18 protein-coding genes and 1 pseudogene are annotated in these 24,112 nt (G+C 68.6%); all 19 read left to right on the top strand.

The window, feature by feature from the left end:
- The first annotated feature begins 4 nt into the window (after positions 1-4).
- Complete coding sequence (gene fliR / locus C9412_RS04065) at positions 5-796, top strand: flagellar biosynthetic protein FliR (protein ID WP_107230446.1); 792 nt, start codon at positions 5-7, stop codon at positions 794-796.
- A 452-nt stretch (positions 797-1,248) separates the two neighbouring features.
- A complete protein-coding gene (locus C9412_RS04060) occupies positions 1,249-3,384 on the top strand; it encodes a bifunctional diguanylate cyclase/phosphodiesterase (protein ID WP_107230445.1) in 2,136 nt (711 codons plus the stop codon).
- A gap of 153 nt (positions 3,385-3,537) precedes the next feature.
- Positions 3,538-5,784 (top strand): CocE/NonD family hydrolase, encoded by a 2,247-nt coding sequence (locus tag C9412_RS04055; RefSeq protein WP_107230444.1) that lies wholly within the window; start codon positions 3,538-3,540, stop codon positions 5,782-5,784.
- A 194-nt stretch (positions 5,785-5,978) separates the two neighbouring features.
- Entirely contained in the window at positions 5,979-7,109 is a 1,131-nt protein-coding gene (flhB, locus tag C9412_RS04050) for a flagellar biosynthesis protein FlhB (RefSeq protein ID WP_107230443.1), read from the top strand.
- A 44-nt stretch (positions 7,110-7,153) separates the two neighbouring features.
- Positions 7,154-9,214, top strand: coding sequence for a flagellar biosynthesis protein FlhA (gene flhA, locus C9412_RS04045; protein ID WP_181358757.1), 2,061 nt, complete (start codon positions 7,154-7,156; stop codon positions 9,212-9,214).
- 145 nt (positions 9,215-9,359) lie between these two features.
- On the top strand, positions 9,360-10,982 hold the full coding sequence (gene flhF, locus C9412_RS04040; protein ID WP_107230441.1) for a flagellar biosynthesis protein FlhF: 1,623 nt from the start codon (positions 9,360-9,362) through the stop codon (positions 10,980-10,982).
- Entirely contained in the window at positions 10,969-11,856 is an 888-nt protein-coding gene (locus tag C9412_RS04035; RefSeq protein WP_005409532.1) for a P-loop NTPase, read from the top strand. The genes flhF and C9412_RS04035 overlap by 14 nt, the downstream gene beginning before the upstream one ends.
- Positions 11,853-12,596: an RNA polymerase sigma factor FliA gene (locus C9412_RS04030; protein WP_057496426.1), complete on the top strand. Its 744-nt coding sequence runs from the start codon at positions 11,853-11,855 to the stop codon at positions 12,594-12,596. Before C9412_RS04035 ends, C9412_RS04030 begins: the two co-directional genes overlap by 4 nt.
- A 57-nt stretch (positions 12,597-12,653) precedes the next feature.
- Positions 12,654-13,046 (top strand): chemotaxis response regulator CheY, encoded by a 393-nt coding sequence (gene cheY, locus C9412_RS04025; protein WP_006365466.1) that lies wholly within the window; start codon positions 12,654-12,656, stop codon positions 13,044-13,046.
- On the top strand, positions 13,046-13,651 hold the full coding sequence (locus C9412_RS04020) for a protein phosphatase CheZ (protein WP_107230440.1): 606 nt from the start codon (positions 13,046-13,048) through the stop codon (positions 13,649-13,651). The genes cheY and C9412_RS04020 overlap by 1 nt, the downstream gene beginning before the upstream one ends.
- Before the next feature lie 2 nt (positions 13,652-13,653).
- Complete coding sequence (locus C9412_RS04015) at positions 13,654-15,480, top strand: chemotaxis protein CheA (protein ID WP_107230439.1); 1,827 nt, start codon at positions 13,654-13,656, stop codon at positions 15,478-15,480.
- Between the two features lie 102 nt (positions 15,481-15,582).
- A complete protein-coding gene (locus C9412_RS04010; RefSeq protein WP_107230438.1) occupies positions 15,583-16,323 on the top strand; it encodes a flagellar motor protein in 741 nt (246 codons plus the stop codon).
- 1 nt (position 16,324) lies between these two features.
- Positions 16,325-17,191, top strand: a pseudogene (gene motD, locus C9412_RS04005) (flagellar motor protein MotD); the annotation flags it as partial.
- Positions 17,192-17,345: 154 nt separating this feature from the next.
- Positions 17,346-18,128, top strand: a complete 783-nt coding sequence (locus tag C9412_RS04000) for a ParA family protein (RefSeq protein WP_107230436.1) — start codon at positions 17,346-17,348, stop codon at positions 18,126-18,128.
- On the top strand, positions 18,125-19,417 hold the full coding sequence (locus tag C9412_RS03995) for a chemotaxis protein CheW (protein ID WP_107230435.1): 1,293 nt from the start codon (positions 18,125-18,127) through the stop codon (positions 19,415-19,417). Before C9412_RS04000 ends, C9412_RS03995 begins: the two co-directional genes overlap by 4 nt.
- Before the next feature lie 147 nt (positions 19,418-19,564).
- A complete protein-coding gene (locus tag C9412_RS03990) occupies positions 19,565-19,873 on the top strand; it encodes an STAS domain-containing protein (RefSeq protein WP_057496420.1) in 309 nt (102 codons plus the stop codon).
- A complete protein-coding gene (locus C9412_RS03985) occupies positions 19,870-20,235 on the top strand; it encodes a response regulator (protein ID WP_005409521.1) in 366 nt (121 codons plus the stop codon). Before C9412_RS03990 ends, C9412_RS03985 begins: the two co-directional genes overlap by 4 nt.
- Positions 20,236-20,280: 45 nt before the next feature.
- Positions 20,281-22,272 carry a chemotaxis protein CheA gene (locus C9412_RS03980; protein WP_107230434.1) on the top strand — a complete coding sequence of 664 codons (1,992 nt, stop codon included), beginning with the start codon at positions 20,281-20,283 and terminating at the stop codon, positions 22,270-22,272.
- Between the two features lie 396 nt (positions 22,273-22,668).
- Positions 22,669-24,112, top strand: a 1,444-nt coding sequence (locus C9412_RS03975; protein WP_146161734.1) for an MCP four helix bundle domain-containing protein, incomplete at its 3' end; no start/stop codon positions are given.

Genomic DNA, 24,112 nt, shown 5'->3' with positions numbered 1-24,112 from the left:
TTCGATGGACGCCGCCACCCAGATGGCAGCCGACGGCCTGCAGGCCTTCGGCATGATCGGCACGGTGTTGTGGACGCTGCTGCGCATCGGTGCGGTGGCCATGGCCATGCCCATGGTCGGCACGCGCGCGGTACCGGCGCGGATCCGCGTGATCCTGGCCGCCACCCTGGCCATCGCACTGGCGCCGCTGTTGCCGCCGGTACCGGACTGGACCGGTTTTGACGCGGCCACTGTGCTCACCATTGCCCGCGAGCTGGCCATCGGGGTGGCCATCGGCTTCCTGCTGCGGCTGGTGTTCGAGGCCGGCGCGCTGGCCGGCGAACTGATCGCCCAGGGCACCGGCCTGGCCTTCGCGCAGATGAGCGACCCGCTGCGTGGCGGCACCTCCGGCGTGATCGGACAGTGGTTCTACCTGCTGTTCGGGCTGCTGTTCTTCACCGCCAATGGTCACCTGGCGCTGATTTCACTGGTGGTGGACAGCTACCGCGCGCTGCCGATCGGCACGCCGTTGCCCGACCCGCACGCGTTCTTCAGCATCGCCCCGACCTTCCTGCTGACCGTGCTGCGCGGCGCGCTGACCCTGGCCATTCCACTGACGGTGGCGATGCTGGCGGTGAATCTGGCCTTCGGCGCACTGGCCCGTGCCGCGCCAGCGCTCAACCCGATCCAGCTCGGCCTGCCGGTGTCCCTGCTGCTGGGCCTGTTCCTGCTGGCGCTGCTGGCCGGGGAAATGGGCCCGCCGGTCCAACGCCTGTTCGATGCGGCCTTCCAGGCGGCCGACGCGGTCACGCGCTGACCCGCCCTCCTGCACCGTCGGCCCATGGCAGTCGAACATGGCTCGACGCTACAAGGGCGAAGAGGGCACGCGCTGACCGCCCACCTGTAGAGCCGAGCCCACGCTCGGCTGCACCGTCGGCCCATGGCAGTCGAACATGGCTCGACGCTACAAGGGCGAAGAGGCCACGCGCTGACCGCCCACCTGTAGAGCCGAGCCCACGCTCGGCTGCACCGTCGGCCCATGGCAGTCGAACATGGCTCGACTCTAAAGGGTGAAGCTTGGCTCTCCCCCGGGGGCGCGGGACGGGATTTCACGTCTTGCTGCTTGAAGTCCCCCCGGGTCTGCGCGTTAGAGTGAATGCGCGACGTCCAGGGGGGACGCCGCACCTGGCCGGCGCGCCTGCGCGACGGCCTGCCTCATGCATGCCCCACCGTAGTTTCCGTCGACAGGCAGGTCCGGGAGACTGACGAATGCTGGTAGGCACGTATAACCCATGGCTGGTGGCGACCTCGCTGCTGGTTGCTGTGATGGCTTCCTATACCGCGCTGGCCATGGCCGGGCGCACCGTCACCGCCCCCGGCAAGGGCGCGGCGTGGTGGTGGCGGCTGGGCGGGGGCTTCGCCATGGGCCTGGGCATCTGGTCGATGCATTTCATCGGCATGCTCGCCTTCGATCTGCCCATTCCGCTGGGCTACGACCTGCCGATCACCCTGCTCTCGCTCACCCTGGCCATTGCCTCCTCGGTATTCGCGCTGTGGCTGGTGTCTCTACGCACGCTGCCGCATCCACGCCTGGCCGGTGGTGCACTGCTGATGGGCACCGGCATCGCCGGCATGCACTACGTCGGCATGGCCGCCATGCGCATGCAGCCGGGCATCGACTACGACCCCGGCTGGCTGCTGTTCTCGCTGCTGGTGGCGGTGGCCGCCTCCTGGACCGCACTGTATGTGGCGTTCCGTCTGCGCGCGCAGCGCACCCGCGTCGGCGACCGGCTGGCGGCGGCGGGCCTGCTCGGCCTGGCCATCGTTGGCATGCATTACACCGGCATGGCGGCCGCGCGCTTCCCCGAAGGCAGCATCTGCGGCGCGGCAGTAGGTGACGGCCTGCAGAACGACTGGCTGGCGATGCTGGTGGTGGTGCTGACCGTGGCCATCCTCGCCGTGGTGCTGGTGGTGTCCTGGCTGGACCAGCGCGTGGAAGCGCAGCTGCTGCGCCTGCGCAATTCAATGTTGAGCACCTCGCTGACCGATGCGCAGCAGGAACTGACCCAGGCCGCCCTGCACGACCCGTTGACCCGTCTGCCCAACCGCCTGCTGTTGCAGCGGCGCATCGTGCAGGCGTTGGCCGAAGCCGAACAGGGCGGCAGCCGCTTCGCGGTGATGTTCATGGACCTGGACGGCTTCAAACAGGTCAATGATGCCTATGGCCACCAGGCCGGCGACGCGCTGCTGGTGGCCGTGGCCGAGCGCACCCGCCAGCTGCTGCGCCCGCATGACCTGCTGGCGCGGCTGGGCGGCGACGAGTTCGTGATGGTGGTGCGCATCGAACACGATGAAGACCTGCCGACCCTGGCCCGACGCATCCTGCAGGCGGTTGGCAGCGGTCCCCTGCTGCCGGACAACGAACTGCAGGTCACCGCCAGCATCGGCGTGGCGATCTGCCCGGACCATGCAGCAAGCGAACGCCAGCTGATGGCCTTCGCCGATGCAGCGATGTACCAGGCCAAGGAATCCGGACGCAATGCCTTTGTGCTGTTCGCTGACTGGATGAACGACAGCGCCGAGCAGCAGTTCCGCCTGCTGGCCGACCTGCGCCGCGCGATCGGCAGCGAGCAGCTGTTCCTCCACTACCAGCCGAAGATCCGCGTGGCCACGCAGAAGGTGGCCGGCGCCGAAGCCCTGATCCGCTGGCGCCACCCCGAGCACGGCCTGATTCCACCGGATCGCTTCATCCGCCTGGCCGAGCGCAGCGGCGCGATCAACGAGATCGGCCGCTGGGCGCTGGACCAGGCCTGCCAGCAGCTGCGCCGCTGGCATGACGCCGGCCATGACGGCTGGTCGATGTCGGTGAACCTGTCGCCGGTGCAGTTCAGCTCGCCGCATCTGCTGCAGGATGTGCGCGAGGTGATCGAGCGCTACCAGATCATCCCGCGCCATCTGGTGCTGGAAATCACCGAAAGCACGGTGATGCGCGATACCGATACCAGCCTGCGCCTGCTGCAGGCGCTGTCGGCGCTGGGCGTGGGCATTTCCATCGACGACTTCGGTACCGGCTATTCCAGCCTGCTGTACCTGAAGCGGCTGCCGGCCACCGAGATCAAGATCGACCACGCCTTCGTGCGCGACCTGGAACACAGCGCCGAAGACGTGGTGATCGTCTCGGCGATCGTGGCGCTGGGCCACGCACTGGACATGGACATCGTGGCTGAAGGCGTGGAAACCGCCGCCCAGCGTGCCTACCTGGAGCGGCTGGGCTGCGACTACCTGCAGGGCTACCTGCTCGGCCGCCCGGTCGATGCCGCCCGTTTCATGCAGTTGCACGACCTGCCGCGGCCACGGGTGGAGCTGGCGCAGAACCCCCCCCCTGGCGACAACGCTCCCCTGTAGCGCCGAGCCTGCGCTCGGCTGCGCTTCGCGCCTGAATCCAACCGCAGCCGAGCATGGGCTCGGCTCTACAAATGTCCCGCGCCTGCTGTAGAGCCGAGCATGGGCTCGGCTCCCGTATGATGGGCCGCGCGACCGTCATGCAAGGAAGAGCCCGTGGCACTCCGCACCCCCCTGGTTGGTCTGCTACTGGCCCTGAGCTGCGCCCGCGCGTTGGCCAGTGATCTGTCGTGGTCACTGCCTGCGGATGCATCACCCGCGCAGACCGACGCAGCCCTGCGAACACTCGGCACCGAGCTGCTGAAATCCGCCTCCCTGACCGACGCGCAGCGCAGCCATACGCTGCTGGCACTGGGCCGGACCACCGAAGCACGGCCATCGATCCAGCAGGTGCGCGCCGGCCTGGCAAGCGCCGGCGACAGCGCGGCAGCGCAGCGCTGGGTACCGATGCTGCTGCTCGCCACGGCTGGTGAGCAGGACGCAGCCGGGTATGCGCGTGCCTTTCAGAGTACCTTTGCCGCCCTCGGCGACGTCGCCGCCGTGCAGGCGGAAACCGCGCTCGCGGTGGAACCTGCCACCGCGCGGGCGCAACTGGAGCAGGCCATCGCCGCGCAGGCCAGCGCCACCGCCCTGCCCCAGGCCGTCGCCCTGGAATTGTTGCGACTGCGCGCACTGCTGCGTGCACAGACCCTGGCCGCCGCCTTGGCCCCGCCACTGGTCGCGGCCGAAGAACAACGCCGCTTCGTCATCGACGATGCGTTGCGCATCCCCGCCGGCGATGGCGTCGTGCTGTCGGCGCAGCTGGCCCGGCCCAGGGCCGCGCAGGCCCCCCTGCCGGCCGCCATGCTCTTTACCATCTATACCGACCCGGCCAAGAACCGGTTGAAGATGCTGCTGGCCGCTGCCCACGGCTACGCCGGCATCGTGGTCGACGCGCGCGGCAAGGGCCAGGGCAGCGGCAGCATCGCCCCCTACGAGCACGATGGCGAAGATGCCAATGCGGCGATCGACTGGACCAGCCGCCAGCCGTGGAGCGACGGCCGCGTGGCCATGTACGGCGGCAGCTACGAGGGCTTCACCGCCTGGGCCGCGGCCCGCCACCACCACCCCGCGCTGAAGACCATCGTGCCCTACGTTGCCGCCATCCCCGGCCAGGGCCTGCCGATGGAGAACAACGTGTTTCTCAGTGCCAACTATGGCTGGGCCTTCTATGTGGCCAATAGCCCGATGCTGGACAACGACACCTACAACCAGAACGAGCGCTGGTCGCAGCTGCCGCGCCGCTGGTATGCCTCCGGCCGTCCTTACCGGCAGATCGACCAGGTCGATGGCACACCCAATCCCTGGCTTCAGCGCTGGCTCGATCACCCGGCGTACGACGCCTACTGGCAGTCGATGGTTCCCTATGGTGACCAGTTCGACGACATCCGTATCCCGGTGCTGACCATCACCGGCTACTACGACGATGGCCAGATCTCGGCACTGCAGTACTTCAAGGACCACCTGCGGCACCGCCCCGATGCCGATCATGCCCTGCTGATCGGCCCCTATGACCATCGCGGTGCGCAGTCGGCAATCAAACCGATGCAGCTGCGCGGATACGACCTGGATGCCGTCGCGCAGTTCGACACACCTGCACTGACCTTCCAATGGCTGGACCACGTGCTGCGTGGCGCCCCGCGTCCGGCGCTGGTGCCAGACCGCGTGAACTACCAGCTGATGGGCGCCAACCGCTGGGGGCATGCACCCTCGCTGGCTGCCGCCGCCGGCAGCTACCGCCGCTATCACCTGTCCGCCGCACCGGCCACCAGCGACGGCTACCACCAGTTACAGGAACAACGGCCACCCTCGGGCCAGCTCCAGCAGACCGTGGACCTGGCCGACCGCGATGAAATGCGGCATGGCTACTACCCGTTCCCGATCATCGCAGCTCAGGACGAAAGGGATACGGCGCTGTCCTTTGTCACCGATCCCGTTACCGGCCCGATGGACCTGGTGGGCAGCTTCTCCGGCGACCTGAAGGTGCGGATCAATAAGCGCGACTTCGATTTCACCGTCACCCTGTACGAACTGATGGCCGATGGCCGCCGCATGCAGCTGTCCTACTACATGGGCCGCGCCAGCCACGTACGTGACCCGAGCACACGCCAGCTGCTGCAGCCCGGCCAATGGACCCACCTGCCCTTCGACCGCACCCGCATGGTCGCGCGCCGCCTGGCCACGGGCAGCCGCCTGCTGGTGAAGGTGGACTTGTTGAAAGACGCCATGCACCAGGTCAACCACGGCACCGGGCGCGATGTCAGCGACGAGCGCGCGGTCGATGCGGGCCAGCCGCTGCGCGTGGACTGGCACAGCGACAGCGTGGTGTCGATTCCGTTGCGGCCGGCAACGCCGGACGGATGATTGCGCCGGGCACGGCCCGGCGCTACCTGCGACATCCTCCTGTAGAGCCGAGCCCACGCTCGGCTGCGCTTCGCGCCTGAACCCATCCGCAGCCGAGCGTGGGCTCGGCTCTACAAACAGGCATCCGGTAGATCCACGCCCTGCCTGGAACGGTTCTTGCACGCACCCCGGCATCTCCTGCCGTAGTACCCGTGATGTCCGAGAACGAATCCGCCGGCGAAAAGACCGAACAACCGACCGAAAAACGCCTGCGCGATGCCCGTGAACAGGGCAACCTGCCACGCTCGCGGGAACTGGGCACGGCCGCCGTGTTCGGTGCCGGCGTGCTGGCGGTGATGGCCATGAGCGGCTCGATCGGGCGTGGCGCCACGGCCTGGATGAAGCAGGCGCTCAGCCCGGAACAGAGCCTGCGGCAGAACCCGAAGGAACTGTTCGGTCACTTCGGCGACCTGCTGCTGCAGTTCCTGCTGGTGATCGCGCCGCTGGTGCTGGTCTGCCTGCTGGCCAGCTTCGTCGCCCCGCTGGTGATGGGCGGCCTGCGCTGGTCGCAGAAGGCGTTGCTGCCCGACATCAACCGCCTGAACCCGATGAGCGGTCTCAAGCGCCTGTACGGCCCGGAGGCCATCGCCGAGTTCACCAAGTCGCTGCTGCGCGTGGCCTTCGTCGGCGTGGCCGCCGGGCTGGTGGTCTGGACCGGCTTTGACACCCTGCGCGGGCTGATCCACCACCCGCTGGAGACCGCCATCACCGATGGCCTGGGCTTCACCCTGCGCCTGCTGCTGGCCACCGCTGGCGCCATGCTGGTACTGGCCGCCATCGACGCGCCGTACCAGCGCTGGAACTGGATGCGCAAGCTGAAGATGACTCGCGAGGAACTGCGCCGGGAAATGAAGGAAAGCGAGGGCAGCCCCGAGGTGAAGGGCCGCATCCGCCAGCTGCAGCAGCAGATGGCCAACCGCCGGATGATGGAAGCGGTGCCCACCGCCGACGTGGTGGTGGTCAACCCCACCCACTACGCGGTGGCCCTGAAGTACGAAGGCGGCGCGATGAACGCCCCCACCGTGGTGGCGCTGGGCGTGGACGAGACCGCCCTGCGCATCCGCGAAGTGGCCGACGGCAACAAGGTCGCCATTGTCTCCGCCCCGCCTTTGGCACGCGCCTTGTATCGGGAAGGCCAACTCGGAAAGGAAATCCCCGTGAGACTGTATTCGGCCGTCGCCCAGGTCCTGTCCTACGTCTACCAGCTGCGCACCTGGCGCACTGGCCCGATGCCGGACGCCCCGCACATCCAGGTGGATGAATTCGGCAAGGGAGGCCGCCCGTGAGCGCCCAGCCTTCGACCGGTTTCAACACCCGCCGCGCCCTGGAAATGATCCGCCAGGGCCTTGGCGCGCCGCTGATCGTGCTGGCCCTGCTGGCCATGGTGGTGGTGCCGCTGGCGGCGCCGGTGCTCGATGCATTGTTCACCTTCAACATCGCCATCTCGCTGATGGTGCTGCTGGCGGTGGTCTATGTGAAGCGCCCGCTGGATTTCACCATCTTCCCGATCGTGCTGCTGATCACCACCATGCTGCGGCTGGCGCTGAACGTGGCCTCCACCCGCGTGATCCTGCTCAACGGCCAGAACGGCCACGAGGCGGCCGGCAAGGTCATCGCCTCCTTCGGCGAGTTCGTGATCGGCGGCAACTACGCGGTCGGCATCGTGGTGTTCGCGATCCTGACCATCATCAACTTCGTGGTCATCACCAAGGGTGCCGGCCGCGTCTCGGAAGTGACCGCGCGCTTCATCCTCGACGCCATGCCCGGCAAGCAGATGGCCATCGACGCCGACCTCAACGCCGGCCTGCTGACCCGTGAAGAAGCCAAGCTGCGCCGCGAGGAAGTACGCGAGGAAGCCGACTTCTACGGCGCGATGGACGGTGCCAGCAAGTTCATCCGTGGCGATGCCATCGCCGGCATCCTGATCCTGTTCATCAACATGCTCGGCGGCCTGGCCGTGGGTGTGCTGCAGCATGGCATGCCGTTCGGCGAAGCGGCCGCCACCTACACCCTGCTGTCCATCGGTGACGGTCTGGTGGCGCAGCTGCCGGCGCTGCTGGTGTCCAGCGCGGTGGCAATGCTGGTGACCCGTGCCTCGCGCTCGCAGGACATGGCCCAGGCCATGACCGGCCAGGTGTTCGGCCAGTACCGCGCGCTGGCGATCACCGCCGGCATCGTCGGCCTGGTCGGCCTGGTGCCGGGCATGCCCAACGTCGCTTTCCTGACGCTGGCGGCGATCCTCGGGTTCATTGCCTGGAAGCTGTACCGCAAGGAGAAACAGCCGGCCTCCGACGCCGCTGCCGGCGCAGGCGATGGCGCCGCGCTGAACGCGCTGGGCCGTCCGGCCGCTGCAGCACCGACGGCGGAACTGAGCTGGGACGAACTGCGCCCGGTCGACCCGCTGGGGCTGGAAGTGGGCTACCGGCTGATTCCGCTGGTGGACAGCAACCAGGGCGGCGAACTGATGGCGCGCATCAAGGGCGTGCGCCGCAAGCTGACCCAGGATGTCGGCTTCCTGATTCAGTCGGTGCACATTCGCGACAACCTGGAACTGCCGGCCAACGGCTATCGCGTGCTGGTGCACGGCGTGCCGGTGGCCACCGCCGAGATCCATCCGGACCGCGAACTGGCGCTGGACCCGGGCAGCGCCCTGGGTGCGCTGGAAGGCATCGCCGGCAAGGACCCCGCGTTCGGCCTGGATGCCACCTGGATCCAGCCGCACCAGCGCGCCCAGGCCGAAACGCTGGGCTACACCGTGGTCGACCCGGCCACCGTGGTCGCCACCCATCTGTCACACCTGATCCGCGAGCACGCCCCGGAACTGCTCGGCCACGAAGAAGTGCAGCACCTGCTGGCCAACCTGGCCAAGAGCGCGCCCAAGCTTGTCGAAGATCTGACGCCCAAGGCGTTGCCGCTGTCGGCCGTGGTGCGCGTGCTGCAGAACCTGCTGGTCGAGCGCATCCCGATCCGCCAGCTGCGCAAGATTGCCGAATCACTGGTCGAACACGCGCCGAGCAGCCAGGACCCGGCCGTGCTGACCGCCGCGGTGCGCACCGCGCTGGGCCGCTTCATCGTGCAGGAGATCGCCGGAATGTCGGCGGAGCTGCCGGTGTTCACCCTCAACCCGCAATTGGAACGTGTCTTGCAGGAGTCCACGCAGGGCAACGGCGCCGCGCTGGAACCCGGACTCGCAGAGCGACTGCATCAGAGCCTGGCCGACTGTGTCAGCAAGCAGGAGGCCCGCAACGAGCCCGCGGTTGTGCTGGTACCCGGCCCGGTGCGCGCCGCGCTGGCCCGCCTGGTCCGCCACAGCGTTCCGTCGCTGTCGGTCCTGGCCTACAGCGAGGTGCCGGAGGACAAGCGGCTGAAGCTGGTCGGAACGATCAGCTGACGCCGCCCACCGATGCGCCAGAAAACAGACACCACTTCCGAACCAACGCAACAGACAGATACCAAGGGGAACCCGCACCGTGCAGACCACCGACCACCCGAGTTCCCCGAACGCCACCCCGCCGTCTTCGTCCCGTGACCACAGCATGAAAATCAAACGATTCGTCGCCGCCGACATGCGCTCGGCCATGAACCTGGTGCGCAAGGAACACGGCCCCGACGCCGTGATCCTGTCCAACCGCCGGATCGAGGAAGGCATCGAGATCGTGGCCGCCGCCAACTACGATGAAAGCGCCGTGCAGCGTGCACTGGAAGCCTCGCGCCGCGACGTGGCGCCGCCGCCGGCACCGAAGCCGCGCACCGCCGCCGATGCGGTGATTGCCGCCGTCACCCGCCGCCGCAGCAGCACCCCGGCACCGGAACCGGTCGCCGCCACCACCTCGGCGGTGGCCGCCCTGGCCCGCGCCGCAGTCGGTGCCACCGGCCGCACCCTGGACAGCGCCGACGAGATCGTGCCGACCCGTGGCAGCACCGGCTTCGCCGCCACCCTGGCGCGCGCCGCCGTCAACGAACCGACGCTGCCGGAACAGATCTTCGCCCCGTTCGCCGAGGCCATCGTCGCGCCGGCAGCGGTGGCCGTGGCAGCGCCCAACCGCGCCCGCTTCCAGATCGACCCGCCGCACGAAGCGCATCACGAAAGCCCGGTCCCGGCGGTGCAGCCGCCGCCGCTGCCGACCGCCGCCGTGGCCGAGGCGCCGGCCGAATCGACCGTCAGCGAACCGGCACCGGTGGACGCCGCCGACGACGCCAGCCCGGCGCCGATGCTGGCGCCGGCCCCGGCGCTGACCGTGGTGGCCCAGGACGACGCCGAGATCCGCCAGCTGCGCCAGGAAGTGGCCGGCATGCGCCAGGTGATCGAGCGCGAGATGAACCGCTTCACCGACGAGCGCCTGCGCGGCTGCCCGGTGCGCGCCACCGCGCTGGACCTGATGGACGAGTACGGCTTCGACGCCGGCCTGGCCCGCGACGTGGCCATGCAGATCCCGCTGGAGACCGAAGCCCACCGCGGCCGCGGCCTGATGCTGGGGCTGATCTCGCGCAAGCTGCCGATCGCCCCGGTCGACCCGCTGGAAGAAGGCGGTGTGATCGCCCTGGTCGGCCCGACCGGCGCCGGCAAGACCACCACCATCGCCAAGCTGGCCTCGCGCTTCGCCGAAAAGCACGCCCCGCGTGACGTCGCCCTGGTCACCACCGACACCACCCGCATCGGCGCCCGCGAACAGCTGTACGGCTACGGCCGCCAGCTCGGCATCGCCGTGCACGAGGCCAACAGCGGCACCGACCTGGACCAGCTGCTGGAGCGCCTGAAGGACTACAAGCTGGTGCTGATCGACACCGCTGGCCTGGGCCCGCGCGACCGCGCGCTGGCCGCCCAGCTGCAGTGGCTGCGCGCCGCCCGCCAGGTGCGCACCCTGCTGGTGCTGCCGGCCAACACCAGTTTCGGCGACATGGACGAGGTGGTCCGCCGCTTCGGCGCGGCCAACCTGCAGGGCCTGGTGCTGAGCAAGCTGGACGAGACCGGCCGCTTCGGCAACGCGCTGTCGGTGGCCGTGGATCACAGCCTGCCGATCACCTGGGTGACCGACGGCCAGGACGTGCCGGAGGACCTGCACCGGGCCAGCGCGGCCAATCTCGTACTTCGCCTTGAAGATTTGCGCCGAGCGGCCGATATGCCCTGCAACCCGGAGTTGAACCATGCCGTCGCGTGAGTACGCCAAGCTGACCAAGACCTTCCCGCTGTCGGCCACCCGCAGCGAGCCGCTCGGCCCTGTGCGCACCATTGCCGTGACCGGCGGCAAGGGCGGCGTGGGCAAGACCAACGTGTCGGCCAACCTGGCCGTGGCGCTGGCCGGCATGGGCAAGCGCACGCTGCTGCTGGATGCGGACCTGGGCCTGGCCAACATCGACGTGATCCTGGGGTTGAACCCCACCTTCACGCTGGCCGACCTGGTCGCCGGCCGCTGCTCGCTGGACGACGTCATCGTCGAAGGCCCGAACGGCGTGCTGGTGGTCCCGGCCGCGTCCGGCCGCCGGCACATGGCCGAGCTGGCCCCGGCCGAGCACGTCGGCCTGGTCAACGTGTTCTCCGAACTGGAGCGCGAGCTGGACATCATGGTGGTGGACACCGCCGCCGGCATCACCGATGGCGTGCTGACCTTCTGCCAGGCCGCGCAGGACACCGTGGTGGTGGTCTGCGACGAACCGGCCTCGATCACCGACGCCTATGCGCTGATCAAGGTGCTCTCGCGCGAGCGTGGCGTGGACCGCATCCAGGTGGTGGCCAACATGGTGCGCGACCCCAACGAGGGCCGGGTGCTGTACGAAAAGCTGACCCGCGTCTGCGAGAAGTTCCTGGCCGATGTCTCGCTGAACTACCTGGGCTGCGTGCCGCAGGATGACTGGCTGCGCCTGTCGGTGCAGCGCCAGCAGCCGGTGGTGAAGGCCTACCCGTCCAGCCCGGCCGCGCTGGCGATCACCGAGATCGCACGGCGCACCGCGCGCTGGCAGGCGCCGACCGAACCCCGTGGCGGCGTCGAGTTCTTCCTCGAACGCATCCTCAAGCAGCGCGGGGTGGCCGCATGAAAGGCGCAGCCCAGTACCGGGAGGTCCAGCGCTCGGCGGCCAACGAGGTCATCGCCCAGCATTCGGACCTGGTGCGGCGCATCGCCCACCACCTGGCCGCACGCCTGCCGGCCAGCGTCGAGGTCGACGACCTGATCCAGGCCGGCATGATGGGCCTGATCGAGGCCTCGCGCAGCTACGACGCCGACCAGGGCGCCTCGTTCGAGACCTATGCCTCGATCCGCATCCGCGGCTCGATGATCGACGAGATCCGTCGTGGCGATTGGGTGCCGCGTTCGGTGCACCGCCGTGCACGCGATGCCGCCGCCACCATCCGCCGCTTGGAACAGAGCAGCGGCCGTGCCGCCAGCGCCACCGAAGTGGCCGCTGCGATGGACATGCCGCTGCCCGAGTACCTGCGGCTGATGGAAGACGCCGCACGTGGCCAGGTGCTGAGCCTGGAATCGCGCATCGAGGACCAGGGCGAACTGGATACCGTCGCCCAGGGCGGCCCGACCCCGCAGCAGGTGCTGGAGCGTGGCGAGTTCGGCCGCGAACTGGGCAAGGCCATCGGCCACCTGCCCGAGCGCGAACAGCTGGTGCTCTCGCTGTACTACGAGCAGGAGCTGAACCTGAAGGAGATCGGCGCGGTGCTCGGCGTGAGCGAGTCGCGGGTCTGCCAGATCCACGGCCAGGCGGTGCTGCGCCTGCGTGGCCGATTGAAGATTTTCGAGGCCGTCGACGCCGGCCTTGAAGAATGAACATCCCCGAGGCGGCTGCCCCCGGCCGCCCGGAATGAACAACAAAGGAACTCTGCTTTGAACAAGAACATGCGCATCCTGATCGTCGACGACTTTTCGACCATGCGTCGCATCGTCAAGAACCTGCTGGGCGATCTGGGCTTCACCAACACCGCCGAAGCCGAGGACGGGCATGCCGCGCTGTCGCTGCTGCAGAGCCAGCCGTTCGATTTCGTGGTCACCGACTGGAACATGCCGGTGATGACCGGCATCGAGCTGCTCAAGGCGATCCGCGCCGACGCCAAGCTGAAGACCCTGCCGGTGTTGATGGTGACCGCCGAAGCCAAGCGCGAGCAGATCATCGAAGCCGCCCAGAGCGGCGTCAACGGCTACATCATCAAGCCGTTCACCGCGCAGACCCTGGAAGAAAAGCTGGGCAAGATCTTCGAACGCCTGGCGGCCAGCGCCTGATGGATACCACGGTCGACAAGAACGCCCTTGCCCTGCGCCTGCAGGAAGCCCTGGACGCGCTGGAATCCGGCGACGAGGCCGCCTGGCGGCAGCGCATCGACGGACTGGTCGCGCTGCGCACGCAGCCGATGATGAGCGGTCTTTCGCGGCTGGCCCGCGAACTGGGCCAGGCGCTGGGTGAACTGCCGACCGTGCCCAGCGATGCCGGCGAACTGGACGACGCCTGCGCGCGCCTGGACCACGTGGTGGCGATGACCGAACAGGCCACCCACCGCACCCTGGACCTGGCCGAGGAATGCCGCAGCCTGACCGAACAGTTGCGCGCCGAAGGCCTGCAGCCCGGCCAGGACGCCCAGCTTGAGCGCATCCGCCACAACCTCACCGAGATCGCCCTGACCCAGAGCTACCAGGACCTGACCGGGCAGATCATCCGTCGCGTGGTCGGCATCGTGCGCCGCGTGCACGAAGGCTTCGGCGCGCTCGGCCTGCCGCCGGAACAGCATCGCACCGACCCGGAACTGGCCGGGCCGGCACTGAAGGGACTGGACCGCCACGCGGTCTCGCAGAACGACGCCGACGACCTGTTGTCGGATCTGGGGCTGTAAGCATGAGCGCGGTATCCGACGACATCACTGCCGATTTCATCATCGAGGCACAGGAAATCCTGGACCGCCTGGGCGAACAGCTGGTGTCGCTGGAGCAGGCACCGCAGGACAGCGAGCAGCTCAACGCGGTGTTCCGCGGCTACCACACGCTCAAGGGCGGCGCCGGCTTCCTCGGCGTCACCGCCATGGTCGAGCTGTGCCACGCCGCTGAAGAAGCCCTCGGCATCGCGCGCGCCGGCCAGGCCGTGCTGCAGGCCCATCACTTCGACGCCGCCCAGCAATCGCTGGATTACCTGCAGTCGATGCTCGATGCGGTGTCCTCGGGTACCGAGCCGGGCTATGCGCCGCCGGAGCTGATCGCACAGTTCGACATGCACGGTGGCGGTACCGCGGCCCCGACCGCCGCCGCACCCGCCGCCGCGGGCGGCGACCTGATCACCGAAGACGAATTCGAGGCCCTGCTCGACCAGCTGCACGGCGGCAACGCGCCGACCGCGGTCGCGCCGGCGAAGAAGGCCGACGACGGCCTGATCAGCGAAGACGAGTTCGAGGCCCTGCTCGACCAGCTGCACGGCGGCGCCGCCCCCGGAAGCAAGCCGGTCGCCGCCACGCCGGTCGCTGCACCACCCGCGCCGCGCCCGGCCGCCGCCACCCCGGCCGCCAAGCCGGCCGCCAAGCCGCTGGCCGAAGCCGAGCACACCGTCCGCGTGGATACCAAGCGCCTGGATGCGATCGTCAACCTGATCGGCGAGCTGGTGCTGTCACGCAACCGCCTGAAGACGCTGCGCGCACGCCTGCGCGATGAAGAGCTGGACCGCGCCGTATCGACCCTGGACATCGCCACCGCACGACTGCAGTCGGCGGTGATGCGCACCCGCATGCAGCCGGTGGGCAAGGTGTTCTCGCGCTTCCCGAAGGTCGCCCGCGATGTCGCCCGCTCGCTGAAGAAGGAAGTGGACCTGGAACTGATCGGCGCCGAGACCGAGCTCGACCGCAACCTGGTCGAAGCGCTGGCCGACCCGCTGGTGCACCTGGTCCGCAACGCCATCGACCATGGCGTGGAAATGCCCGAGCTGCGCGAAGCGCAGGGCAAGCCGCGGATGGGCCATGTGCGCCTGTCGGCGCAGCAGGAAGGTGACTACGTCAGCATCGAGGTGCAGGACGATGGCGCCGGCATCGACCCGGAAAAGCTGCGCGCCAAGGCACGCGAAAAGGGCCTGATCGATCCGGAAGCCGCCGCCCGCCTGAGCAGCGAGGAATGCCTGCACCTGGTGTTCCTGCCCGGCTTCTCGACCAAGCAGCAGGTCACCGACATTTCCGGCCGCGGCGTCGGCATGGACGTGGTGCAGTCGCGTATCCGCGAACTCAGCGGCCAGATCCAGATCCAGTCGGAGCTGGGCCGTGGCAGCCGCTTCCTGATCCGCGTACCGCTGACCCTGGCGATCCTGCCGACCCTGCTGGTGCAGGCGGGTGAGGATGTCTATGCGCTGCCGCTGGCGCGCGTGATGGAGGTGCTGCACGCGCCGCGCACTTCGCTGGGCTGGTTCGATGGCCGCGCCGTGCTCGACCGCCGCTCGCACACCCTGCCGCTGGTCGATCTGCGCCAGTGGCTGGATGTGACGCCGGCCGCCTCCACCCTGCTGACCATCGTGGTGCTGCAGGCCGGCGAGGCACGCTTCGGGCTGGTCGTGGACCAAGTGCGCGGGCGCGAGGAAGTGGTCATCAAACCGCTGCCCAAAGCCCTGCGCGGCCTGCGCGGTTATGCCGGTGCAACCTTGATCGGCGATGGTCGCATGGCGCTGATCCTGGACGTGGACGGCCTGCGATGAGCCCCGCCGGGCCCTGCCCGGCGCCCCAAGAAACTGTGACTACCGTCTGTACACGAACGCCCGGTGTCTCAAGTCCCATTCACACAAGCCGATACCGGATCCATGGATAGACTCAGCCTCATTGGACTCTTTCTCGCCCTGGCCTCGCTGGTCGGTGGCAGCATCCTCAAGGGCGCCGGCCTGGCGTCGTTGTGGTCGCCTGCGGCCTTTGTGATCGTCATCGTCGGCACCGTCGCGGCGATCCTGCTGCACACCTCGCCGGCGGTGTTCAAGCACGCCTTCAAGATCGTGCGCTGGGTCGTGCGCCCGCCGAACAGCGATCGCCACGAGCTGATCCGCCAGATCGTGGAATGGAGCAACATCGCCCGTCGCCAGGGCCTGCTGGGCCTGGAATCGCAGGTGGAAGCACAGCAGGACCCGTTCCTGCGCAAGGGCCTGCAGCTGCTGGTGGACGGCGTGGAGCCCGAATCGATGCGGCACATGCTGGAAATCGAACTGGGCAGCCAGGAGCACCAGGACCAGGCCGGCGCCAAGGTATTCGAGGCGATGGGCATCTATGCGCCCACTCTCGGCATCATCGGCGCCGTGCTCGGCCTGATCGCAGTGATGAAGAACCTGGCTGACCCGAGCAAGCTCGGCCATGGCATCGCCGCCGCATTCACCGCCACCATCTATGGCATCGCCTCGGCCAACCTGCTGTTCCTGCCGATCGCCGCCAAGCTCAAGAGTGTGATTTCGCACAACACGCGCGACCGCGAAATGGTCATCGAGGGCCTGATCTCGATCGCCCAGGGCGAGAACCCGCGCAACATCGAAACCAACCTCTCCGGCTTCCTGCACTGACATGGCCCGCCGCAAGCACCACGAAGAGCACGCCAACCACGAAGCATGGGCGATCCCCTATGCCGACCTGATGACGCTGCTGCTCGCCTTCTTCGTGGTCATGTACGCGATCTCCTCGGTCAACGAGGGCAAGTACCGGATCATGGCCGACGCGCTCACCGACGCCTTCGGCGGTGCGCCGCGCACCATCAATCCGGTGCAGGTCGGCAACAAGCAGGTGCAGGGTGGCGGCTGGGACAGCCCGTCGGTGATCAAGTCCGGCACCAAGATCGGCCCTTCGGCGCCGGCGCCCTCGCATGATCCGACGCTGCTGCCGTCGATGGCCTCGCAGATGCGCATGCCGGTGTCGGTGCACAACCAGGAACAGATCGCGCGCGCCGAGCGCCAGCTCAACAGCATCGCCGACCGCCTCACCGCCGCGCTGGCACCGTTGATCGACCGCGGCATGATCAGCGTGCGCCGCACCGAGCTGTGGATCGAAGTGGAGATCAACAGCGACATCCTGTTCCCCACCGGCTCGGCGGCGCTGGACGTGCACGCCCGGCAGACCCTGGCCAGCCTGGCCGACGTGCTGCGCGACGTACCCAACAGCGTGCGCGTGGAAGGCCACACCGACAACGTGCCGATCGCCACCGCCACCTTCCCGTCCAACTGGGAACTGTCGGCCGGGCGCGCGGCCAGCGTGGTGCACCTGTTCGCCGACCAGGGCGTGCAGCCGTCGCGGCTGGCGATGGTCGGCTACGGCCAGTTCCGCCCGCGCGAGGAGAACGACAGCGCGCAGGGCCGCAACCGCAATCGCCGGGTGATGGTCATCATCCTGGCCGACACCAGCCATTCGGTGGACCCGCTCGGCCAACGCCTGAACGCTGCCACCGGTGCCGTTGACAGGGCCACCCCCGAACAAGCCGCCGCAACGCCGGCTACCGCCCCCACTTCCCCCCTCGCGCCGGTGACGTTGCCACCGGTGCCGGCTGGCAGCCGCGTCGGCGCCGCCGTTCCCCCGGCAATGAAGGAGTAATCCGATGCGCATCTGGGCAGTCGCCAACCAGAAGGGCGGAGTCGGCAAGACCACCACCACCCTCGCCCTCGGCCGCGGCCTGGCCGCGCTTGGCCATCGCGTGCTGCTGATCGACCTCGATCCGCATGCGTCGCTCAGCCGTGCCTTCGGCGTGCCGGTGGATCCGCCGCCGGCCGGTGTGCTTGAACTGTTCGGCACGCCGCCGGCCGATCTTTCCGGCCTGTGCCACGCCAGCAACATCCACGGCCTGGACTACGTCTGCGCACAGTCCGCGCTGGCCACGCTGGAGCGCCGCAGCGCCAACCAGCCTGGGCTCGGCCTGGCGCTGCAGAACGCGCTGGCGCGCCACCAGGGCCAGCACGACTACATCCTGCTGGACTGCGCGCCGACCCTCGGCCTGCTGATGATCAATGCGCTGGCCGCGGCCGACCGCCTGATCATCCCCACCCAGGCCGAGCCACTGGCCCTGCACGGGCTGGATGGCATGGTCCGCACCGGTGAAATGGTCGAGCGCTCGCGCCGCCGCCCGCTGCCGATTTCGATCCTGCCGACCCTGTTCGACCGCCGCACGCGCGCCGGCAACGAATCGCTGCGCACCATGCAGGATCGCCACGGCGCACGCGTGTGGGAAGACGCGATTCCGATCGACACCCGCATCAGCAACGCTGCCGGCCTGACCCTGCCGAGCATCGGTGAGGACTATCCGGGGCGCGGCCTGGCGGCCTACCGGCGTGCGCTGAACTGGATTCTGGGTGAGGACGCGCGCGCGCTGGAGCAGGCGGCATGAACAGCACCGGCGTACTCGACGACTACCTGGACGAACTGCTGGGCGAAGCGATTGTGGCGGCGCCGGTTGCCGTGCCACCTCCCGGTAGCGCCGGGCCACGCCCGGCGGACGCGGCGGCACCGGAGCGCGAGCCGACCTGGGACGACCTGCCGGCCGAAGTGATCTATGAGACCGAGACCGAGACCGTCACCGCTGCCCTTGCCGTGGACAACACCGCGCTGGAAGCGGCTTTCGAGGCCGCGTCCGCGCCCGTCAGCGTGATCGATGCGGAGCGCGAGCCGACCTGGGACGATCTGCCGGCCGAAGTGATCTACGAAACCGACGCTGTCGTTGCGGCGCCGAGCGCGGACGACGCCCTGCTGGAGGCCGCTTTCGAGGCTGCGTCTGCACCGGCGGGGGCCCCGCCCTCCCCGCCAAGCGCCGCCTCTCCGGAACGCGAGCCCACCTGGGATGACCTGCCCGACGAAGTCATCCACGAAACCGCGCCAGCGCCCGCAGCCGCCGCAACGAGCGGCCCCGAGCCTACCTGGGATGACCTGCCGGACGAAGTGATCTACGAGACCGATGCGGCCGACAGTCATCGTCTTGCCCACACCGACAGCCCCGGCCTGCAGGCCGCCTTCGAGGCCGCCGCCGGTGGTGAGGACCTCGCCCCGCCCCCACCCGCGGTGATCGCCGCGCCGGCCCCGGCGCCGTCGCCCACTCCCCGCCCCGCAGCTGCACCGTCCGCACGGGCCGCCGTCGCCCCGCCACCGCGCGTGGCACTGGACGCCCCCAGCGGCAACCGCCCGGGCAGCTGGCAGGAGTTGCAGGCCCAGGCCCACCAGCCCGCCAGCAGCCCGCATCCGCAGAACCGCCGTGCCGCCGAACGCACCTCGCGCTGGCTGCGCCTGCGCTGCGGCACCCAAGCCTACGCACTGGAACTGCTGAAGGTACAGGAAGTGGTGTTGCCGGTGCCCTTGCTGCCCCTGCGTGGCACCGCTCCGGCGATGCTCGGCATCATGAACCTGCGCGGCCAGGTGGTACCGGTGATGGACCTCGGCCTGCACCTCGGTGCCGCCGCCGCCGAAGACGACGCGCAGACCCGGATCGTGGTGCTGGAAGAGGACGGCGAGACCATCGGCCTGCGCGTGTCGGCGGTGGAAGACGTCGCCAACCTCACCGATTCGCAGATCGAACCGCCGGATACCGCGCGCATCTGCCAGATCTCCAACGACCTGTTCCGCGGTGTGGCACGCGTCAGCCAGCGACCGATGATCCTGCTCGACGCCACCCGGCTGCTGAGCTGAGCCCCGAAAAGGGGACGGAGGGGATCAAGTCGTAAAGGCCCCTGCGATCTGCCCACCATCAGCCGCATCGACGCACCGCGTCGATTCCTCTAAAGAACCCTGCCGGGGTGCCGTTATGGATCACGGAACCGTTTGTCCGGAGCAACGATGAGCACTGTCGAACTGGGTGAGGATCTCGGCATCGAGAGCAGCACCGAGCTCAAGAACCGCCTCGCCCCGCTGGTGGCGCAGGCAGGCGAGCTGACCCTGGATGCCAGCCAGGTCGCCCGCATCCACACAGCCGCCGTGCAGGTGCTGTGTGCATTCGTGCAGGCCCGCCGCGAGGCAGGCCTGGGCACCGGCTTCCACGGTTGCACTGCAACCTTCCGTGACGCCGCGCGCCTGCTGGGCGTCACCCAGGCCCTGGGCCTGGACGTACCCCATGACAACCTGAAATCTGTGGAGAACGCTGCATGAGCGCACGTATCTTGGTGGTGGACGATTCGGCGTCGATGCGCCAGATGGTTTCCTTCGCCCTCACCTCGGCCGGTTTTGCCGTCGAAGAAGCCGAAGACGGCGCGGTCGCGCTTGGTCGTGCCAAGGGCCAGCGCTTCAATGCGGTGGTCACCGACGTCAACATGCCCAACATGGACGGCATCGCGCTGATCCGCGAACTGCGCCAGCTGCCGGACTACAAGTTCACCCCGCTGCTGATGCTCACCACCGAATCGGCCGCCGACAAGAAGTCCGAAGGCAAGGCCGCCGGTGCCACCGGCTGGCTGGTCAAGCCGTTCAATCCCGAACAGCTGGTCGCCACCGTGCAGAAAGTGCTGGGCTGATCGCCCGCCACCGCTCCCCCTCTTCGCTTCCGGACCACCACTGCCATGAGCATGGACCTGCAACGCTTCCACGCCACCTTCTTCGAGGAGAGCCGCGAAGGCCTCGACGCGATGGAGGCTGGCCTGCTGGCCCTGGAATCGGGGCAGCAGGACGCGGAGATCATCAACTCGGTGTTCCGCGCCGCCCACTCGATCAAGGGCGGCGCCGGCACCTTCGGCTTCGACGCCATCGCCAGCCTGACCCACGTGCTGGAAACGCTGCTCGATGAGCTGCGCGCCGGCAAGCGTGCGCTGGAAGGCCACGCCGTCGACGCCATGCTGTCCTCGGTGGACGTGCTGCGCGCCCTGCTGCGCGAAGCCGAGCATGGCCAGGCCGCCGACCCGGCCGCCGTTGCTGCGGTAAAAGCACGCCTGGAAGCGGTGCTGTCCGGGCAGGCAGCGGCAAGCGCCCCCGCGCCGGCAGCGGCCAAGGTCGACGACACGCCGGAAGCCTGGCAGATCGGCTTTACCCCGGCACCTTCGCTGTTCATGAGCGGCAACGACCCGCTGCGCATCATCCGCGAACTGGAACACCTCGGTTCGCTGCAGGTGGCCGCGCGCATGGAGCGCCTGCCGGGCTTCGCCCAGCTCGACCCGCTTGAAGCGCATCTGGCCTGGGACCTGGGCCTGGTCGGCAAGGTGCCGCGCAGCAAGATCGAAGACACCTTTGCCTGGGTGCTGGACGACTGCGAACTGGACATCCGTCCGGCCGCGCCGCCAAGCCTGGCCACCCAGGCCCCGGCAACAGCACAGATTGCCCCTTCCACCGCCTCCGCCGCCGCTCCGGCCGCCCCAGCCAGCCCGGCCGCCGGCGCCAGCCAGGAAGCGGAGACGTCGATCCGTGTCAGCGTCGACAAGGTCGATGCGCTGATCAACCTGGTCGGCGAACTGGTCATCACCCAGGCCATGCTCAAGCAGGTCTCGCACGCACTGGATCCGGTGCATGCCGAAAGTCTGTTCGCCGGCCTGGACCAGCTCGAGCGCAATACCCGCGATCTGCAGGAAGCGGTCATCGGCGTGCGCATGCTGCCGGTTGACGCCGTGTTCCGGCGCTTCCCGCGCCTGGTCCGCGACCTGTCCAGCCGCCTCGGCAAGCAGGTGCGCCTGCGCACCGTCGGCGAAGGCACCGAGCTGGACAAGGGCCTGATCGAGAAGATTGCCGATCCGCTGGTGCACCTGGTGCGCAACTCGATCGACCACGGCCTGGAAATGCCGGACGTGCGTCGTGGTGCCGGCAAGGACGAGACCGGCACGATCACGCTGGCGGCCTCGCATCAGGGTGGCCACATCGTGATCGAAGTCAGCGACGATGGTCGCGGCCTCGACCGCGCCAAGATCCTGGCCAAAGCGCATGAACGCGGCCTGGCGGTACCGGACAATCCGACCGATTCGCAGGTCTGGGACTTGATCTTCCAGCCCGGCTTCTCCACCGCCGATGCGGTCACCGATCTGTCCGGGCGCGGCGTCGGCATGGACGTGGTCCGCCGCAACATCCAGGCGCTGGGCGGCGAGGTGCAGATCGAAAGCAGCCTCGGCGCTGGCACCCGCACGCTGATCCGCCTGCCACTGACCCTGGCCATCCTCGATGGCATGACCGTGGCCGTGGCCGGTGAAACCCTGATCCTGCCGTTGGCCTATGTGCTGGAGGCGCTGCAACCGCAGCCCGAAGACATCCGCAGCATGGCCGGCGAAGGCCGCGTGCTGCGCGTGCGCGGCGAGTACCTGCCGATCCTGTCGCTGACCGAGTACTACGGCTATGGCAGCCGCCGCGCCAACAGCGAATCGCTGGTGGTGGTGGTCGAGGGTGATGGCCAGAAGATCGCGCTGGAAGTGGACGAACTGGTGGGCCAGCAGCAGGTGGTGGTGAAGAACATCGAGAACAACTACCGCCGCATCGGCGGGGTCTCCGGTGCCACCATCCTCGGCGATGGCCGCGTCGCCCTGATCGTCGACATCGGCGGCCTGGTGCGCTCGCTGCGGATGCCGCAGGCCGCCTGATCCTGCTTGCAGGCTGTGCAGAACCGCCGCCCTTTCGGGGCGGCGGTTTTTGTTTGCGCGCGCTCCGGCGATCGGGGTGGCGATGGGGTCAGATCCCTTTCCCCAGGAAAGGGATCTGACCCCGACTGAGGGCACCGCGCATTTCGTGAACTCCGTCGCCGCGATGGTTTTGCGCGCAACCACATCGCTCAAGCGAAAGCCCCGCCATTGCTGCACTTTCGCGCCGTCATCCCTACGCAACCGAATGTGATCTGCGTCCATAAAGTCCGCTCAAACCGCGCCGTTATTCCGCAATGACGGCCGTCACCGATCCCCCACCGGGCACCACCGTTCGCTCTGCAACCACCCCCGGCCGGCGCAATGACGCCGCCACCCTGCCCACCTGGAGCACCCTGCATGAAGTGGTTCCACGATCTGCCCATCGCCCGCAAGCTGGCCGTGGGGTTCACCCTCACAACGTTGATGACCCTGGTTCTGGGTGCGTTTGCCCTGCTGCGCCTGAGCGAGGCCAACACGCAGCTGGGCGAGATGGCCGCCAACGATATTCCCTCGGTGCAGCACCTGGGCGAAGCGCGCTCGCAGCTGGGTGAGTTCCGCACCTACGAACTGGCCCTGCTGAGCATGCTCGACCAGCCCGACAAGGTGGCCGACTACAACAAGCGCATGGATGACACCGCCAAGGCCGTGCAGGACGAACTGGCCGCGTACTCTGCGCTGCCGGCACTGGCCAAGGAACGCGAGCTGTATCGCGCCGCCAGCGTGCAGCTGGACCGCTACTTCGCCGCCAACAAGGCGATGCGCGCCGCGGTGGCCGCCGGTGACGGCGCCCTCGCCCAGCAGATCTCCGACGAGCAGTCACGGCCGGCACGCCGCGATCTGTTTGCCGCGATGAAGACCCTCGGCACGCACATCGCCGGGCTGATGGACGACAAGATCGCCGCCGCCAATGCCACCCATCGCACCAGCATGATTGCCATCATCGGCTGCATCGTGCTGCTGTCGCTGGTCGCGGCCGCACTGGCCACGGTCATCTCGCGCGCCGTCACCGGTCCACTGGGCAAGGCGGTGCAGGCCATCCAGGCGGTCGCCCGCGGCGACCTCAGTGTCAGCACCCAGGCCACCAGCAAGGACGAAGCCGGCAAGATGCTGGCCGCCACCGCCGAAATGACCGCCACGCTGCGGCGCTTTTCCGAGCAGACCCAGCTGATGGCGCAGATGCATGCCGGCCCGGACATCGGCCACCGCATTCCGGAAGATTTCCCGGGCGTCTATGGCCAGCTGGCCGCCGGCATCAACACCGTGATCTTCGAACACCTCGATGCAATCCGCGATGCCATCGACGTGCTCAACCAGTACGCCATCGGCAATCTCGCCCCGGATGCACGCCGCCTGCCGGGCAGCCGCGCGATCCTGCATGAATCGATGGATGCGGCCAAGGCCAGCCTGCTGGCGATCAACACCCAGATCCAGCAGCTGGCCGCCGCAGCGGCCGCAGGTGACTTCAGCCAGCGCGGTGACGCCCAGCGCTTCCAGCATGATTTCAGGCTGATGATCGAGCATCTCAACACCATGATGCAGGTGGCCGACGGCAACCTGGGCCAGCTCTCGCAGCTGCTGCAGTCGATCGCCGCCGGCGACCTGACCGCGCGCATGGAGGGCCAGTTCAACGGCGTGTTCGCGCGCATGCGTGACGATGCCAACACCACCGTCGCACAGCTGACCCAGATCGTCGGCCAGATCCAGGCCAGCGCCTCCAGCATCACCCTGGCCGCCGGCGAGATCGCCTCCGGCAACAGCGACCTGTCGCGCCGCACCGAACAGCAGGCCGCCAACCTGGAAG

It is taken from the genome of Stenotrophomonas sp. Nf1, from assembly GCF_003028475.1.
Taxonomy (GTDB): Bacteria; Pseudomonadota; Gammaproteobacteria; order Xanthomonadales; family Xanthomonadaceae; genus Stenotrophomonas.
This window is presented reverse-complemented; position numbering and strand designations above follow the sequence as displayed.

Excerpts from the sequence above, each read along its gene's own strand:
- C9412_RS03980 (WP_107230434.1), top strand. The coding sequence starts at position 20,281 with ATGAGCATGGACCTGCAACGCTTCCACGCCACCTTCTTCGAGGAGAGC.
- C9412_RS03985 (WP_005409521.1), top strand. The coding sequence starts at position 19,870 with ATGAGCGCACGTATCTTGGTGGTGGACGATTCGGCGTCGATGCGCCAG.
- C9412_RS04015 (WP_107230439.1), top strand. The coding sequence starts at position 13,654 with ATGAGCGCGGTATCCGACGACATCACTGCCGATTTCATCATCGAGGCA.
- C9412_RS04030 (WP_057496426.1), top strand. The coding sequence starts at position 11,853 with ATGAAAGGCGCAGCCCAGTACCGGGAGGTCCAGCGCTCGGCGGCCAAC.
- flhB (WP_107230443.1), top strand. The coding sequence starts at position 5,979 with ATGTCCGAGAACGAATCCGCCGGCGAAAAGACCGAACAACCGACCGAA.
- C9412_RS04010 (WP_107230438.1), top strand. The coding sequence starts at position 15,583 with ATGGATAGACTCAGCCTCATTGGACTCTTTCTCGCCCTGGCCTCGCTG.
- C9412_RS03990 (WP_057496420.1), top strand. The coding sequence starts at position 19,565 with ATGAGCACTGTCGAACTGGGTGAGGATCTCGGCATCGAGAGCAGCACC.
- fliR (WP_107230446.1), top strand. The coding sequence starts at position 5 with ATGGACGCCGCCACCCAGATGGCAGCCGACGGCCTGCAGGCCTTCGGC.
- C9412_RS03995 (WP_107230435.1), top strand. The coding sequence starts at position 18,125 with ATGAACAGCACCGGCGTACTCGACGACTACCTGGACGAACTGCTGGGC.
- flhA (WP_181358757.1), top strand. The coding sequence starts at position 7,154 with ATGATCCGCCAGGGCCTTGGCGCGCCGCTGATCGTGCTGGCCCTGCTG.
- C9412_RS04020 (WP_107230440.1), top strand. The coding sequence starts at position 13,046 with ATGGATACCACGGTCGACAAGAACGCCCTTGCCCTGCGCCTGCAGGAA.
- C9412_RS04035 (WP_005409532.1), top strand. The coding sequence starts at position 10,969 with ATGCCGTCGCGTGAGTACGCCAAGCTGACCAAGACCTTCCCGCTGTCG.
- C9412_RS04060 (WP_107230445.1), top strand. The coding sequence starts at position 1,249 with ATGCTGGTAGGCACGTATAACCCATGGCTGGTGGCGACCTCGCTGCTG.
- C9412_RS04000 (WP_107230436.1), top strand. The coding sequence starts at position 17,346 with ATGCGCATCTGGGCAGTCGCCAACCAGAAGGGCGGAGTCGGCAAGACC.
- flhF (WP_107230441.1), top strand. The coding sequence starts at position 9,360 with ATGAAAATCAAACGATTCGTCGCCGCCGACATGCGCTCGGCCATGAAC.